Here is a 15423-nt window from a genome sequence, read left to right as displayed (position 1 = left end):
GCGCGGCGCGCTCGCGGGACGCCTCCGGTTTTCCCGGTCGGGTCGTCCCGCTCGGACGAACGGGTGCTCCCCGCCCGCCGGGTGGCGCACCGCCGACCGGCGGCTGCCACGCTGGGGGGATGGGTGCCCAGGTGGCGGGTGAGGTGGACGCGGTCGACCCCGGCGTGCGGCCGGCGGGGACACCGCTGGACAGCGAGGAGCTGCCCGACGGACTGCGGCCGGCCGGGGCGGCGGTCGCGCGGCGGGTGCGCTACCAGGGCGTCGGCTACGACGGGGCCGGGCGGGTGGTGTCCGGATCCGTCTTCGCGCCGGCGGGCGGGGGACCGTGGCCGGTCGTCGCCTTCGCCCACGGCACGACCGGGCTGTGCGACGCCGCCGCGCCCTCGCGCACCGGGCTGACCAGGCGGGAGCGCGGGCTGGTGGAGGGCTGGCTCGCCGCCGGGTACGCCGTGGCGGCCACCGACTACGAGGGCCTGTCCACGCCCGGACCGCACCCGTACCTCAACGGCGAGGCGGTCGCCGACGACGTGGTCGACGCCGTGCGCGCCGCCCACGGCCTGGGCCTGCCGCTGCGCGACCAGTGGCTCGCGGTCGGCTTCTCGCAGGGCGGGCACGCCGCGCTGTTCGCCGGGCTGGTCGCCACCCGGTACGCGCCGGAGCTGGACTTCCGGGGCACCATCGCGCTCGCGCCGCCGGTCCACGTCCCGCAGATCGTGGCCCGGCAGACCGCCCGCGACGACGACCCGGTGACCGTCCTGGTGCCCTTCCTGCTGGCCGGGCTGCGGGTGTCGCACCCCGGTTTCGACGCGCGGCGGCTGCTCACCGAGCGGGGCGCGGAGCTGGTGGCGCTGGCCGAGCGCGGGTCGCTGTTCGAGGTGTACCGGGCGACATCGGCGCTGACCAACCGCGACCTGGGCACCACCGGCCTGCTCGGGCGGCCCGGGGTGGCCGAGGTGCTGGAGGCGTGCCGGGTGCCGGTCGCCCGGCTGGACCGGCCGGTGCTGCTGGTGGCGGGCGGCGCGGACGAGGTCGTGCCGCTGGACGTGGTCCGCTCGTACGCCGGCGAGCTGCACGCGGCCGGGGCCGACGTCGCCCTGGTGGCCCACGAGGGCGCGGACCACGCGGGCCTGCTGTCCGCCGACGTCCCGGCGCTGACCCGGTGGGCGGACCGGGCGCTGGACACCGCCCCGGCAGCACCTCGCACGGCCGGGTTCGGCCTGCTGGACGCGACCGGCGACGGGTACCTCAGCCTCGACGACTACGAGGTGTTCGCCCTGCGCCTGGTGCAGGCGTTCGGGGAGCCGCCGGGGTCGCCGCGCGCCCGCGCGGTCCGCGAGGGCTACCGGGCGCTGTGGTGGGCGGTGGCCGACCGCGCCGACACCGACCGGGACGGCCGGGTGGGCGGGGCGGAGTTCCTGGGCCGGCTCGGCGTGGCGGAGCACGAGGTGCTGCCGCTGGCCGAGGCCGTGCTCGCGCTGCTCGACGCCGACCGGGACGGCCGGGTGGACGACACCGAGGTCCGCCGGCTGCTGCGCGGCTGCGAGGTGCCGGAGGCCGAGGCCGCGCGGGTGGTGGCGGCCCTCGACACCGGCGGCGACGGCCGGCTCTCGGTGGCCGAACTGGTCGACGCCGTTCGCGGGTTCTGCCGCGCACCCGATGCCGGGCACCCCGGGCACTGGCTGTTCGGCCGGTTCCGACCGTAGTCCCCTCGGGGCCGCGCCTCACCCGACCGTGGCCCGGCGTCCCCCTCCCGGCACCGCTCGCGCTCACCGCGAGGTGATCTCGACGGTCTCGGGAGGGCGAACCGTGCCGTGCGTACTCTCGCCGGCGCTCCTGCCGCGCCACCGTTCCGGAGGCTCTGACCGTGCCAGACCTGCCCGCCACCGCGTCCGCGCTCACCCACGAGGCGCTGCGCGCGCGGGAGTCCGACCCGGCGCGGGCTCGGGAGCTGCTCGGCCGCGCCTTGGCCGTGGACATCGACTACGAGCCGGCGTGGCGGTGGCTCGCGGAACTCGCGGAGGACCCCGCCGAGCGCCGGTTCTGCCTGGACAAGGCGCGGAAGCTGGTGGCCGACCCGGACACGGCGCGGTCGCGCGCCGCCCTGGGCGGGGGACCGAGCCGGCCGCCGGCCGAAGCGGCGGACCTGGTCGACCCGCCCCGTCCCCCCACGACCCCGACCACCCCGCGCGAGCGCCGCCGGAGGCGGCTGCGCGTGGTCGCGGTGGGCGTCGTCGGCGCGCTGCTGCTCGCGGTGACCGCCGCGTGGACGACGTGGGGCGGCACCGGAGCCGAACCGCTGCACGTCGCCCTGGCCGTCTCGCTGTCCGGCGAGGCCGCCGAGCAGTCCGCGCACGTCGAGCGCAGCCTGCGGATGCGCGTGGAGGAGCTGAACGCGCGAGGCGGCGTCGAAGGCCGCCGGGTCGTGCTGGACGTCCACGACGACGAGGGCCGGCCGGAACGGGCGCGCGAGGTCGCCGAGGAGATCGTCCGGGACGGCCGCGCGCTGTTCGTGGTCGGGCACGCGACCAGCGACACCGCCGTGGCCGCGTCGCCGGTCTACCGGGAGGCCGGGATCGCGGCGATCACCCCGTCCGCCGGGTCGACGCGGCTGACCGACGACAGCGACTGGTACTTCCGCAGCATGTTCGGCAACCGCACGCAAGGCGACTTCCTCGCCGCCTACGCGGCCAAGGTCCTCGGCGTGCCCTCGGCGACGGTCGTGCACGACGACGACGAGTACGGGCAGTCGGTGCTGGAGTCGTTCAGCGGCGGGCTGCGCGTGCTGGGCGCCTCGGCCGAGGGGATCGCGGTGAGGGACGACGCGACGGTGGACGAGGCCGTGCGCCGGCTCACCGCGTCGCCGACCGACGAGCCGGTCGTGCTGGCGATGACCGAGAAGCGCGGCCTGCACGTCGTGGAACGGTTGCGCGAGAACGGTTTCACCGCGCCGATCCTCGGCACGGCGTCGATGGGCACCAAGGCGCTGCACCGCGCCCTCGTCCGCGACGAGCGGGAGCGCGGCCGGCCCGGCCTGTTCACCTCCGGCCTGCACCTGGCCACGCCGCTCTCCCCGGACTCGCTGTCGGGTCAGGCACTCACGTGGTCGCAGGACTTCGAGCAGCGCTACGGGGAACTCCCGCTGTGGCCGGCCGCGACCGCGCGGCAGGCGATCGACATCGGGGTGCACGCCGTCCTCACCGGCGACCTCGACCTGACCGGCGCGCACCGGGCCGACGACCGCCGCCGCGTGCGGGACGCCATGGCGGCGCTGAAGAACCGGGAGAACGCGTTCCCCGCGCTGCTCGGCCCGCTGTACTTCTCGGCGGCGGGCTCCGCGCAGATGCCGGTGTCGTTCGTGGTCAGCGACGGCACCCGGCTGGTGTCCGCACCCGTCCAGCTCACCGCCTACGAGCCGCAGTCGGACCGCGCGCTGCGCGAGGGCGTCGCGTCCGGCGCGGTCATCGCCATCGGCGACCGGCACCTGACCCGGCGGCAGGTCGTGGCGACCGGCGTCAACCTCAACGAGGTGCGCGACCTGGACACCCGGGACGGCACCTACTTCGCCGACTTCTTCCTGTGGCTCAAGTACGACGGCGACCACTCCGCGTCGGACCTGTCGTTCGTGAACTCGGTGAAGCCCGACCTGAAACCGGGTCCGCCGCTGCGCGACGTGACCGAGAACGGCCACACGTACCGGCTCTACCGGGTCGCCGACCGGTTCAAGAACGGCCTGGAGTTCCACGACTTCCCGTTCGACGAGCAGGTGCTGGACGTCCGGCTGCAGAACCGCACGCGCACCGCCGACGAGGTGACCTACGTGACGGACAAGGAGATCCTGAACCAGGCACCGGACGCCTACCTGCGCAGCGGCACCGACGCCGACGCGGGCATCGACAACCTGCCCAACTGGTTCGCGTCGTCGGTGAACTTCACCCAGCGGACCGTGGGCAGCAGCGACGCGCTGGGCGGGAACGACGACACGAGCGCGGTGACGGGGATCTACTACAGCCAGTACACCGCCGACGTCGTGATCACCCGGGACGTGCTGCCGTTCCTGGTGAAGAACCTGCTCCCCCTGGTGCTGCTGATCGGCGTCACCTACCTGTCGCTGTTCTTCAAGGCGAGCGACGGGGCGGCACCGGTCTCGATGGGCGTGACGGCGATCCTGAGCACCGCCGTGCTGCTGAACAACGTGACGTCACAGCTTCCGTCCGTGAGCTACACGGTGGCGCTGGAATGGGGCTACTACGCGTTCATCCTGCTGGCGGCGGTCTGCGTGCTGGTCGCCATGCTGCGCAAGCGCTACGCGAACCGGGGGCGCGGCCGGTCGGAGGAGAAGCTGGCGAGGTTCGCCCGCGTCGCGTACCCGGTGTACATCCTGGCGATCGTGCTGGGCTACCTCGTGGCGTACGCCTGAGCGCCGTGGTGCACCGGCCCTCGGAGCCGGATCGCGCGGGGACGCCGTACGTCTTCAGGCCGGCACACCCTCCACCACGGACAGACGCGATCCGGTGGGCACGACCCGGGTCAGCCGGAAACCCGCCCGGGTGAACAGGTCCTCGAACTCGGCACGGGTGCGCTCCCGGCCGGGCAGGGAGCTCATCATCAGCAGGTCCATGAGCTTGCCGTGGTCGGGGGCGTTGCCGGGCGGGACGACCGCGTCCACCACCAGGAGGCGGCCGTGGTCGGACACGCCGCGCCGGCAGTGCTCCAGGATGCGCACGCACTGCTCGTCGTCCCAGTCGTGCAGGATGCGCTTGACCAGGTAGAAGTCGCCGGGCGGGGCGTCGGTGAAGAAGTCGCCGGCGGCGGTCTCCCAGCGGTCGTCCGCGCCGAGGCGGCCGAGCAGGTGGCCGGCGAGCACGTGCTCCTGGTCGTAGAGGACCCCGCGCAGGCCGGGGTGGTCGCGCAGCACGGCCAGCAGCAGGCCGCCGTGCCCGCCGCCGAGGTCCACCACCACGCCCGAGTCCGGGAACTCGCAGGCGGCGGCGACCAACGGGTTCTCCGGGTCGGACATGGACGCCATGCCGACGTGGAACACCGCCGCCGTGTCGGGGTCGCGGGCGAAGTGCTCGAAGAACGGCACCCCGAACACCTGCTCGAACACCGACGTCCCGGTGCGCACGGTCTCGGCCAGTTCGCCGGCGGGCCGCCAGAACGTCGGGTCGGTGATCATCAGCACCGCCGGTCCCAGCGACGCCGGCGTGTCGGTGCGGAGCAGGTCGCCCAGCGGCGTCGAGGCGAAGCGCCCGGTGTCGACCTCGGTCACGACCCCGCGCGTGGCCACCAGCCGCAGGGCCCGGTACAGGCTGAGCGGATCGGCGCCCACCGCCTCGGCCAGCTCGCCGAACGGGCGCGGTTCGCGGGTCAGGTGGTCCGCCACGCCCAGCGCCGTGACGGCGCGCAACGCCGCCGGGAACAGGAAGTCCAGCGCATGGTCGAGCAACACGAATCGGAGGTCGTCGTCCGCCTGCCCGGGAGGGCCACCAGTCGTCACTCATCGCACCATAGCCGGCACCGAGCGCGAATGCCGGCAAGCCCCCCGAACGGCCCTGCGCACGACCCGGTCGCCGGAACCCGCCGGGTCGTCGCGTTCCGGCGACCGCGGCCGAAATCCACTGGCCGACCTCGATACGGTGTTGATCGTGACCGAGATTCGACGCGCCACCCACGACGACATCGACGGCGCGGTGGACACGCTGACCGCGACCTTCGCCGGGAAGTCCTACATCCGGCACGTCGTGGCGGAAGACGACCACGAGCGCCGGGTGCGCGACCTCCAGCGGCTCTACCTGGTGGAGGTCGGGCTGGCGCTCGGCGAGGTGTGGGTCTCCGACGACCTCGGCGCCGTCGCCGTGTGGACCACGCCGGACACCGACGCCGAGGCCGCGTTCGGCCCGGTCGCCGCGCGCGCCGCCGAACTGGCCGGCGACCGCGCCGTCGCGTCCGCGCTCGCCGAGCAGGCGCTCGACCCGTACCGCCCCGCCGGGCCGCTGTACCACCTGGGGACGGTGGCCGTGCGGCCCGACCGGCAGGGGCGGGGGCTGGGCACGGCGGTGCTCCGGCCCGGTCTCGCCGCCGCCGACGCGGCCGGCGTGCCCGCGTACCTGGAGACCTCGACCGAGCGGAACCTGCGCCTGTACCGCAGGTTGGGCTTCGAGGTGACCGCCGAGGTCGAGTCGCCCGACGGCGGGCCCCTGACGTGGTGCATGGTCCGCACCGGCTGACGCGTCCAGCCGACGTCCAACGGCTGTCCAACCGCCGCTCCTAACGTCGCCGGGGTCCTTGACGCAGATGGAGGAGGATCTCGTGCTCAGCATCGGAAAAGCGGCCACGGCGACGGCGGTGGCCGTGGCCGCCCTCGTGCCCCTGGTGGTTTCCGCGCCGACGGCCGGCGCCGCGACGCTGCCCAACTTCCGGGTCGGCTTCCAGCTCGTCGACGAGGGCGGCCGGTCCGGCCAGGGCGTCGAGCAGTTCACCGGGACGGCCAACTTCGGCAGCAGCTCGTCGCAGTTCGCCGGGGACAGCAACGACTTCGACCCCGACGGGGCGCGGATCAACCTCAACCCGGCCTTCGGCGGCGGCACGCTGAACCCGGTCGACTTCCGGATCGGCGGGCAGGCCCGGGACCGGGGCCGGGACCTGGGCGCGGTCGTCTTCACGCCGTGGGCCGGCCAGGGCGGCGGGACCAGCGACGTGATGACCGACCCCGACGCGTTCGACCCGGACCAGTACCGGGTGATCATCGAGACCCGGCCGCTGCCGCCGGGCGTGGTGATCGGCGACTTCCGCCTGGGCCTCAACGCCGTGGACCGCCGCGAGCCCGAGGGCCGGCCGGTGTTCACCGGCTGGGCGAGCGGCGGCGGCGGGCAGAGCGCGTACGCCTTCGACGCCAACGCCTTCGACCCCGACGGCTTCCGGTTCATCCTCGAAGTCGTCTGACCCGCGCACCGGTTCGGGCCCACCGCCGCAGGGCCCGAACCGGTGTTCGGCGCGCGCCGAACACCCCGACGGGCGTCGGCGCGCGCCGTGCCCAGTGGACACCGAACCGGAACCGTTGGAAGAACAGGGGAAAATCGATGAACCGATCACTCGTCGCGTGCACGGCGCTGACCGCAGCGCTGTGCGGAGCCCCGGTCGCCACCGCCGCCCCCGGCACCTGCTGGGAGACCACCGCGACAGCCGCCGCCGAGGGCGGTGTGCCGTGGGAGTACCTGCACCGGGTGAAGTGGTGCGGCGGCCCGGCGGGCATCACCTCCGTGTCACCGCCCACGGTGCAGGCGAGACCGACCGACCCGACGTGCGAGTGGCGGGGCGTCCGCGAGACCGGCACGTCCCGCGCGGGCGACTCGTGGGAGTCGTTCAGCACGGGCGAGTTCACCTGCCGGGACGCCGCCGGCGAGCCGCACCAGGTCAACCCGTGGGTGGTCGTCGTGGTGCACCCCGACGGCAGCCACGACGTGGACCGGGGCGTCGCCGGCGCCTGACCGCCGGCCCGGCGCTCCGCGTCATCGACCGGCCGATCCGCCGCTCACCGCCACCGGTCGACCGGCGCGGCGAGCCTGCGGTGCACCGGCAGCGCTTCGGGCATCCCGGCGGCGGCGCACCGGTCGAACGCCTCGCGCCACACCGCCTCGGCCGCCGGGTCGCCCAGCTCGTCCAGCGCCCTGCCCTGGACGAGCAGCGCGCGGGCCTCGCCGAGCCGGTGCCCGGTCGCCCGAGCCGCTTCCGCCGCGCGCCGCGCGTGCGCCTCGGCACCTCGCCACTCCCCCTGCGCGGCAAGGGTTCGGGCGACCGAGGTGGACGCCGTCGCGGCCAGGCACCGGTAGCCGCACCGCTCGGCCGCGCCCAGCGCGCCCAGCGCGCCCGCGAGGTCGCCCCGGGCCTCGGCCAGCCCGATCGACGCCTCGACCTCCGGGTAGCGGTCGCCGGTGCGCCGCACGGCGGCCAGCGCGCGGCCGAAGTCCACGGCCGCCGCCTCCCGCGCGCCGGTGCGCAGGTGCACCCCGCCCGAGACGACCAGCGCCTCCGCCTCGGCCCGGGGGTCGGCCACGTCCAGCGCCAGGCCCAGGCCGGTGCGCGCGTGGTCGAGGGCTTCGCGCGGGTGGCCGGTGTCGCGCAGCACGGCGGCCAGCAGCGCGTGCGCGCCGGCGGCCCCGGACCGGTCGCCGGTCTCCGCCTGCACCACCAGGGCCTGGCGGGCCAGCCGGGCGGCCTCGCCGGTCCGGGCCTGGTCGTGCCGGACGTGCCCGAGGTTGAGCAGGTTGATCGCCTCGCCGTAGCGCGACCCGATCCGCCGGTACAGCTCCGACGCGCGCCCGTAGGCGTCGGCAGCGAGGTCCAGCTCCCCCATCTCCCGCCGCACCAGCCCGAGGTTGCCCACCGCCGCCGCCTCGCCGGCCGTCGACCCGACCTGCCGGCTCGACGCCAGCGCGCGGTCGAAGTGCGCCACGGCCGGCCGCAGCCGCCCGCGCTGCCAGTACACGCACCCCAGGTTGCCGGAGACGGCGGCGGCGCACTCCGCCCAGCCCGCGCGGCGGGCGAGGACCAGCGCGTGCGCGTAGTGGTGCACGGCGGCCCGGTAGTGGCCCAGCCGGAACCCCACGTCCCCGAGGCTCAACCGGCACGCCGCCCGCGCCCGCCCGGCCCCGGGCCCCGACGCCGCCGCGAGCCCCGCCTCGGCCACGGCGGACCAGTCGACGGCGTGCGGCGCGAGCCAGAAGTACCCGCGCAGGGCGTCCGCGAGCAGCCACGCGACGGGTGCACCGGCCGCGCAGGCGGTGGCGACGAGGTTGGCCCGCTCGACGTCCAGCCACGTCGACGCCTCCGCCGACCCCGCGAACCCGGTCCCCGAACCCGGGGCTCCCGCAGACCCGCCCGCGTCGGCGGGCCGTCCCGGGCCGCTCGACCCGCCCGCGCCGGAGGGCTCGACCAGGTCGGCCCCGCCGGCGGAAGTGGTCGGGTTCGCCGGGTCGGCAGGCGGGAGGCGCAGCAGGTGCGGGTAGAGCACCCGGGCGGCGGCGTCGGTGCGGTCCAGGTACCAGGCGTGCAGGCGGGCCGATGCCGCGCGCCGCACGTCGTCGGCGTCCTCAGCCGACGCCAGCGCGACCGCGTACGACCTCAACAGGTCGTGGAAGCGGTACCGGCCGGGCAGGTGGCGGTCCACCAGGTGCGCCCGCGCCAGCCGGTCCAGCGCCCGTCCCGCCGCCTCCCGGGGCAGCCCGCACAGCGCGGCGACCGCCTCGTCGCCGAAGTCCGCGCCGGGCACCAGGCCGAGCAGCCGGAACACCCGCCGCGCCTCCGCCGGCAGTGCGGCGTAGGACGGGTCGAACGCGCGGCGGACCGTCGCCTGCTCGTCACCCGGGACCTCCAGCACCGCCAGCGGGTCGTCCCCGCGCAACTGCGCGACGTGGTCGGCGATCGTGCAGTCCCCGTGGTCCACGAGCCGCGCGGCGGCGATCCGCAGGGCGAGCGGCAGCCCGGCGCACAGCCGGGCCAGCTCGCGGGCCGCGCCCGGTTCGCTGGCGGTGCGCCGGGTGCCGAGCGCGGCGGTCAGCAGCCGCACCGCCTCGGCGGGCGGCAGCACGTCCAGCACGAGCTGCCGCGCCCCGTCCCGCGCCACGAGCCCGACCGCGCGCTCCCGGCTGGTCACCACGACCGCGCAGCCGGGGTGGCCGGGCAGCAGCGGGCGGACCTGGTCGGCGTCCACGGCGTTGTCCAGCACCAGCAGCACCCGGCGACCCCGGAGCGCGGTGCGCAGCAGCGCGGACGCCGAGCGCACGTCGACCGGGACCTGGTCGGCCGGCACGCCCAGCGAGGCCAGGAAGTGCGCCAGCACCTCGACCGGGCGGGCCGGCCGCTCGCCGGAGTGCCCGCGCAGGTCGTGGTGGAGCTGCCCGTCGGGGTAGCGGTCGCGTGCCCGGTGCGCCCAGTGCACGACCAGCGCGGTCTTGCCCACGCCGGCCGTCCCGGACACCACGACGAGCCCGGCCGCCGCCGCGCCGTCCAGCTCGGCCAGCTCCGCCGCGCGCCCGGTCAACCCGCCGACGTCGGCCGGGAGCTGCGCGGGCGTCCGGACCGGTCCGGCCCACGGTTCCTCGGCGTCGTCGGCCAGCAGCGCCGCGTACGCCCCGGCCAGCTCCGCACCCGGCGAGACGCCCAGCTCGTCGGCGAGCCGGTCGCGCACCTCCCGGTAGCCGGCGAACGCCTCGGCCCGCCGCCCGGCCGCCCGCTGGAGGTGGATCAGGCACGCCTGGAGGTGCTCGTCCAGCGGTTCCGCCCCGGCCGCCCCCGCCAGCACCGGCAACGCCTCGCGCGCCCGCCCGGCGGCGATCGCGGCCTCCGCGTACCGGGTCAGCGCGCGACGCCGCTCCGCGTCCAGCGCCACCACCTCCGGGTGGCCGGCGAGCAGCGGGACGTCGGCCAGCGGGCGGCCCTGCCACAGCGCCAGCGCCTCCCGGCACAGCTCCACCGCGCGGGCCGGGTCGTCGGCGCGGTCGGCCGGCGCGACCGCCTCCCGGAACGCCCCGGCGTCCGTGGGCACCCGCACCGCGTACCCGCCGTTGGCGCTGGGCAGCAGCGCGCTGGGCGTGCGCGCGGGCCGGTCGGGTTCCAGCAGCCGCCGCAGGTGCTTGACGTGCGTCTGGACCACGTTGGTGGCGCGGGCGGGCGGCCGGTCGCCCCACAGCGCGTCCACGAGTTCGGCGACGGGTACCGGGTCGCCGCCGGCGAGCGCGAGCAGCCCCAGCACGGCGCGCCTGGCCGGCGGCCCGAGGTCGACCTCGCGGCCGTCGTCGCGCCACACCCGGAGCGGCCCCAGCAGTTGAATGCGCACAGCGCCTCCCGCCCGCGAGCGAACCAACCCCCGGCCCCCGCCGCACCGGGATACCGGCGGTTTGCGGCACCCGGCCGATCGCGCCCGGGTCCACCCGGGCCGGCCGGCACCCCCGTCCGGCAGGACCGCCGCCGTGCCGCCCGGCCCGCGCACCGGCTGTCCACCACCGGCAGCGGGTGCCGACCGCCGTCGCACCGCTCGGGTCGAGCCGGCCACCACCGACAGCGGGTGCAAACGCCGTCGCACCGCCGGGGTCAGGTCGGCCGGCCCCAGGACAGGTAGTCGCCCGGGTCGATCCGCTCCCGGACCAGCCGGGCGCGGCCGTGCTCCACGACGACCTCGGCCGGCGTGCGGCGGCTGAGGAAGAACTGCGGGCTCATCGAGTAGCCGTACGCGCCCGCGTCGCAGACGGCCACCGCGTCGCCGGGGCGCGGTGCCCAGCCGCGCACCACGCCGAACTCGTCGGCCGGCGCGGACAGCGGGCCGCACACCACGACCGGCGGCGCGGTGCGGTCGAACGGGCGGTCGTCCAGCGGCACGACCCGGTGCGGCCCGCCGGTCGGCGACGGCACCGGGAAGCCGTGGTGGCCGCAGTCGGTGAAGACGAACCGGGTGCCGCGCGACCACCGCTCCCCCACCACCGCGGTGACCAGCACGCCGCCCGGCGCGACCAGGTAGCGGCCCAGTTCGAGGACCGCCTTCCCCCCGGGGGACAGGGGGAAGGCGGTCGGCAGGCCGCGCAGCGCGGGCGACAGGCGGTCCAGTTCCAGCACCCGGCCGTCGGTCGGGTGCCGCACGCCGAACCCGCCGCCGAGGCCGACGTGGTCGAGCGGCCGGCCGAGCCGCGCGGCCAGGGATCCGGCGATCCGGGCCAGGTGCGCCGACCGGCGGGCCACCACCGCCCAGTCCCGGAGTCGGCTGCCCGCGTGCACGTGCACGCCCTGCACCGCGTCCAGCAGCCCGCGCTCGGCCAGGCCGGGCAGCGCCTCCTCGGCCACGCCGAACCGCGACGGTGCTCCCGCCGGGTCGGCCGGCACCGCGCGCCCCACTGGGTCAGGCGGCACCGCACCTCTCACCGGATCGCCCGGCACCGCACCTCTCACCGGGTCGGCCGGCAGCGCGCCGCCGGCCGGGTCCACCCGCAGCGCCAGCGCGGTCCCGGTGCCCGCCGCGTCCCGGGCCGCGCGCGCCGGGGCCAAGTCGGCGGCCGAGGCCAGGTGGACCGCGCGCACGCCCCACCGCACCGCCCGCGCGACGTCCGCCGGGGTCGGCACCGGGCCGCCGAAGGTCACGCGCTCCGGGGCGACGCCCAGCTCCCGCACGTGCCGCAGCTCGCCGGGCGAGGTCACCGCGACCCCGTCGAGCACGTCGTCCAGCGCGAGCACGACCTCGTGCAGCGGGTTGGCCTTGACGACGTAGCAGAGCTGCACGGGGGCCAGCGCCGCGCGCACCGCCGCCGCGTTCGACCGCACCAGGTCGAGGTCGTAGACGTAGGCCGACCCGAACTCGGCGGCGACCTGGCGCAGCAGGTCCCGCCGGGCGGCGACGACGGCGGGCGGGTGCTCAGCCACGGTGCTCAGCCGCCGGTGCCGGCCCGTCGAGCCCGGTCAACCGCCCGCGCACGCGTTCGGCGTCGGCGGTGCGGCGCTGGGCGTGGCACAGCTCGACGGCCCGCTGCCACGCCGCCCGCGCCCCGGCGTGGTCGCCGACGGCGGCGCGGGCGCCACCCAGGTGCTCCAGGACGTCCGCCTCCAGGTAGGTGTTGCCGACGCGGCGGCTCACGGTCAGCGCCTCCTGGAGGTGGTCCGCCGCCACGGCGTGCCGGCCGGTCTGGTGGGCGATGTAGCCGAGACTGTCCAAAGTGGCCGCTTCGCCGTCGCGGTCGCGGTGCTCCCGGTTGAGCGCCAGCGCTCTTTCGCAGCAGGCGAGCGCATCCCCGTGCTCGCCGAGCATGGCGTGCTCCCAGCCCGCCTGGTTGAGCGCCCGCGCCTCGGCGACCGGGTCGTCCAGCTCCCGGTACAGGCGCAGGGCGGCCGTGGCGTGGCCCAGGGCTCGCGCGTAGTCGCCGAGGAACTCCCAGTGGGCGGTCAGCGAGTGGTGCGAGTGCGCCTGGTTGCGCAGGTCCCCGGCCAGCTCCGCGAGCGCCAGCGCCTGGCCGAGGTGCTGGTAGCCGAGCTGGTGGCGGCGGATGCGGGTGTGGGCGGTGCCGAGGTGGCGGTGCGCCTGGATCTGCGGGCCGAGCGCGTCCAGCTCGCGCGCGGCGGCCAGGGCCACCCGCCAGCCGTCGATCAGGTCGTGGAACCGGCCCTGCCGGCTGCGCACGGTGTGCAGCACCCAGGTCAGCCGCCACACCTCGGCGTGCCAGGCCCGGTCGGCGGCGGCCTGCTGCGCGGCCACCAGGCACGGGGTCTCCGCCGCGAACCAGGCCGCCGCCGCGTCGGCATCGGCGAACCGGACCTCCGCGCAGCCCTCGACCCGGGGGCTCAGCTCGATCGGCGGGCGGTGCGGTTCCAGCAGGCGGTCGCCCTGGTGCGCGGTGCGGGTGTAGCAGTCGACCAGCCGGCGCAGGGCCGCCTCGCGGTCGTCCGGCGCCAGGTCCCGGCGACTGCGCTCCGCCGCGTACAGGCGGACCAGGTCGTGCATCCGGTACCGCTCGGGCACGTGCTGCTGCACGAGGTGCATCTCCTCCAGCTCCCGCAGCACCCTTCGGCAGCGGGCCACCGGCAGCGCGCACAGGGAGGCCGCCGCCGGCAGGCCCAGGTCGGGTCCGGGCGCCACGCCGAGCAGCGCGAACACCCGGGCCGGTTCCGGGTCCAGCGCCGAGCGGGAGCAGGCCAGGACGGAGCGGACGTCCGCCGTCAGCTCGCCGACGTCCAGCGCGTCCAGCCGGTGGGCCGCGTCGCGCAGCTCCGCGCCCAGCGTCGCCAGCGGGAAGTCCGGGTGGGCCGCCGCGCGGGCGGCGGTCACGCCCAGGGCGAGCGGCAGGCCCGCGCAGCAGTCCAGCAGCTCCGCCACGGCGGCGGGCTCCGCCTCGACCCGCTCCCGGCCGAGCCGCCGGACGAGCAGGCTGCGCGCCTCGGCGTCGGGCAGCCGGTCGAGGTCGGCGGCGAACGCGCCGTGGTTCGCGGTCAGCCCGGTCAGCCTGCGCCGGCTGGTGACCAGGACCGCGCACGTCGGGCTGCCCGGCAGCAGCGGGACCACCTGCGCGCTGTCGCGGGCGTTGTCCAGCACGATCAGCACCCGCCGGCCGGTGACCAGGCTGCGGTACAGGCCGAACTGGGCGGCCGGCTCGACCGGGACGGCGGCCGGCTCCACGCCGAGCGCGTCCAGGAAGCCGCGCACCACCGCCTCGGGTGGGACCGGCGCACCGAGCGGGTCGAAACCGCGCAGGTTGACGAAGAGCTGCCCGTCCGGGAACAGGTCGAGGTTGCGGTGCGCCCAGTGCAGGGCCAGCCAGGTCTTGCCGATCCCGCCGGTGCCGCCGAGGGCGGAGACCACCACCGTGGTGCCGGCGTCCACGTGCCGGCCGAGGGTGGAGGTGAGGAAGGCCAGTTCGGCGGCCCGGCCCGCGAACAGCCTCGGTGCCGACGGGAGCTGGCGCGGCACCGGGGTGCCGGCGGCGCGGACCGGCGGGTGCGCCGGGGCCGGCGCGGGGTCGGCGGCGACGATCCGCCGGTGCAGCGCGCGCAGCGGCCCGCCGGGGTCGGTGCCCATCTCCTCGGCGAGGCGCCGGCGCAGCCCGTCGTAGTGCGCCAGCGCGTCGGCCGACCGGCCGCTGCGGTGCAGCGCCAGCATGAGCTGGCCGGCCACCCGCTCGTCGAGCGGGTGCTGCCCGGCCCGCGTGGTGAGGTCGGCGAGCAGCGCCGCGTGCCCGCCCGACCGGAGCCGGACGTCGGCCAGGTCGAGCAGGGCCGCGTGCAGCTCGCCGACCAGCTCGGCGCGCACGACGTTGAGCCACGGGACGTCCAGCCCGCCGAACGGCTCGCCCTGCCACAGCGCGAGCGCGCGTTCGTAGAGCGCCTCGGCCAGCTCGTCGCGCCGGGCGGCGCGCGCGTCCCGGGTCAGGTCGCGGAACCGGTGCAGGTCGACGGTGTGCGCGTCGGCGGCGAGCTTGTAGCCGCCGGGCAGCCGGAGGATGCGCACGCCGGCGGCCGGCGCGAGGCCGCGCCGCAGGCGCGAGATGTAGCTCTGCACGACGGCGGCGGGCCGCCGGGGCACCCGCAGGCCGCCCCACAGCCGGTCGACCAGCCCGTCGACCGAGACCGGGTGGTTGACCTCCACCAGCAGCACGGCCAGCAGGCACCGGCCCTTGGCCGAACCCACCTCCACGAACCGGCCGCCGACGCTCGCCCCGATCTCGCCGAGCAGCCGGAACTCCACCGTCATGGGCGACCCCTCCGGCGATGCCTCGGTGCGCTGACCGAACGGTTCCTATCGCTCCGCACCCGGGGGCTCAAGAGCTACTCGGGGGTCGCGGACGTTCGACCACGCGCCGTGGTCCGTGCGGCAGAGGATCTTGCGTCGTGTCGGCCCAACCCGCTCCCGCCGCGTCTCGATTGCCCCCTCCCGGCACCGGTCCGCCCACCGAA

Annotated in this window: 9 protein-coding genes; 5 read left to right on the top strand and 4 right to left on the bottom strand. The window is 76.9% G+C overall.

The annotated features are described in order from the left end of the window. Positions 1-119 precede the first annotated feature (119 nt). Both AB0I60_RS06065 and AB0I60_RS06060 read left to right on the top strand, forming a co-directional pair. Positions 120-1703 (top strand): lipase family protein, encoded by a 1584-nt coding sequence (locus AB0I60_RS06065; protein ID WP_360726114.1) that lies wholly within the window; start codon positions 120-122, stop codon positions 1701-1703. Between the two features lie 161 nt (positions 1704-1864). Next, complete coding sequence (locus tag AB0I60_RS06060) at positions 1865-4417, top strand: ABC transporter substrate-binding protein (protein WP_360726113.1); 2553 nt, start codon at positions 1865-1867, stop codon at positions 4415-4417. 54 nt (positions 4418-4471) lie between these two features. Here the strand turns inward: AB0I60_RS06060 and AB0I60_RS06055 are convergent, their stop codons facing one another. Continuing rightward, positions 4472-5497, bottom strand: coding sequence for a methyltransferase (locus AB0I60_RS06055; protein ID WP_360726112.1), 1026 nt, complete (start codon positions 5495-5497; stop codon positions 4472-4474). 148 nt (positions 5498-5645) lie between these two features. Here AB0I60_RS06055 and AB0I60_RS06050 point away from each other — a divergent pair, with 148 nt between their 5' ends. The 3 genes from AB0I60_RS06050 (at position 5646) to AB0I60_RS06040 (ending at position 7487) form a co-directional block, all read left to right on the top strand. Next, positions 5646-6227 carry a GNAT family N-acetyltransferase gene (locus AB0I60_RS06050; RefSeq protein WP_360726111.1) on the top strand — a complete coding sequence of 194 codons (582 nt, stop codon included), beginning with the start codon at positions 5646-5648 and terminating at the stop codon, positions 6225-6227. Between the two features lie 82 nt (positions 6228-6309). After that, positions 6310-6942, top strand: a complete 633-nt coding sequence (locus AB0I60_RS06045) for a hypothetical protein (RefSeq protein ID WP_360726110.1) — start codon at positions 6310-6312, stop codon at positions 6940-6942. Between the two features lie 137 nt (positions 6943-7079). Beyond that, the gene (locus AB0I60_RS06040; protein ID WP_360726109.1) at positions 7080-7487 is read left to right on the top strand and encodes a hypothetical protein; all 408 of its coding nucleotides are present in this window, start codon (positions 7080-7082) and stop codon (positions 7485-7487) included. 44 nt (positions 7488-7531) lie between these two features. Here AB0I60_RS06040 and AB0I60_RS06035 read toward each other — a convergent pair whose 3' ends face one another. The 3 genes from AB0I60_RS06035 to AB0I60_RS06025 form a co-directional block, all read right to left on the bottom strand. Beyond that, entirely contained in the window at positions 7532-10834 is a 3303-nt protein-coding gene (locus tag AB0I60_RS06035) for a BTAD domain-containing putative transcriptional regulator (RefSeq protein WP_360726108.1), read from the bottom strand. Between the two features lie 254 nt (positions 10835-11088). Beyond that, positions 11089-12405: an alanine racemase gene (locus AB0I60_RS06030; protein ID WP_360726107.1), complete on the bottom strand. Its 1317-nt coding sequence runs from the start codon at positions 12403-12405 to the stop codon at positions 11089-11091. Continuing rightward, entirely contained in the window at positions 12398-15220 is a 2823-nt protein-coding gene (locus AB0I60_RS06025; RefSeq protein ID WP_360726106.1) for a BTAD domain-containing putative transcriptional regulator, read from the bottom strand. The genes AB0I60_RS06030 and AB0I60_RS06025 overlap by 8 nt, the downstream gene beginning before the upstream one ends. Positions 15221-15423 lie beyond the last annotated feature (203 nt).

Origin of the sequence: Actinosynnema sp. NPDC050436 (assembly GCF_040655415.1) — a bacterium.
Taxonomy (GTDB): Bacteria; Actinomycetota; Actinomycetes; order Mycobacteriales; family Pseudonocardiaceae; genus Actinosynnema.
This window is presented reverse-complemented; position numbering and strand designations above follow the sequence as displayed.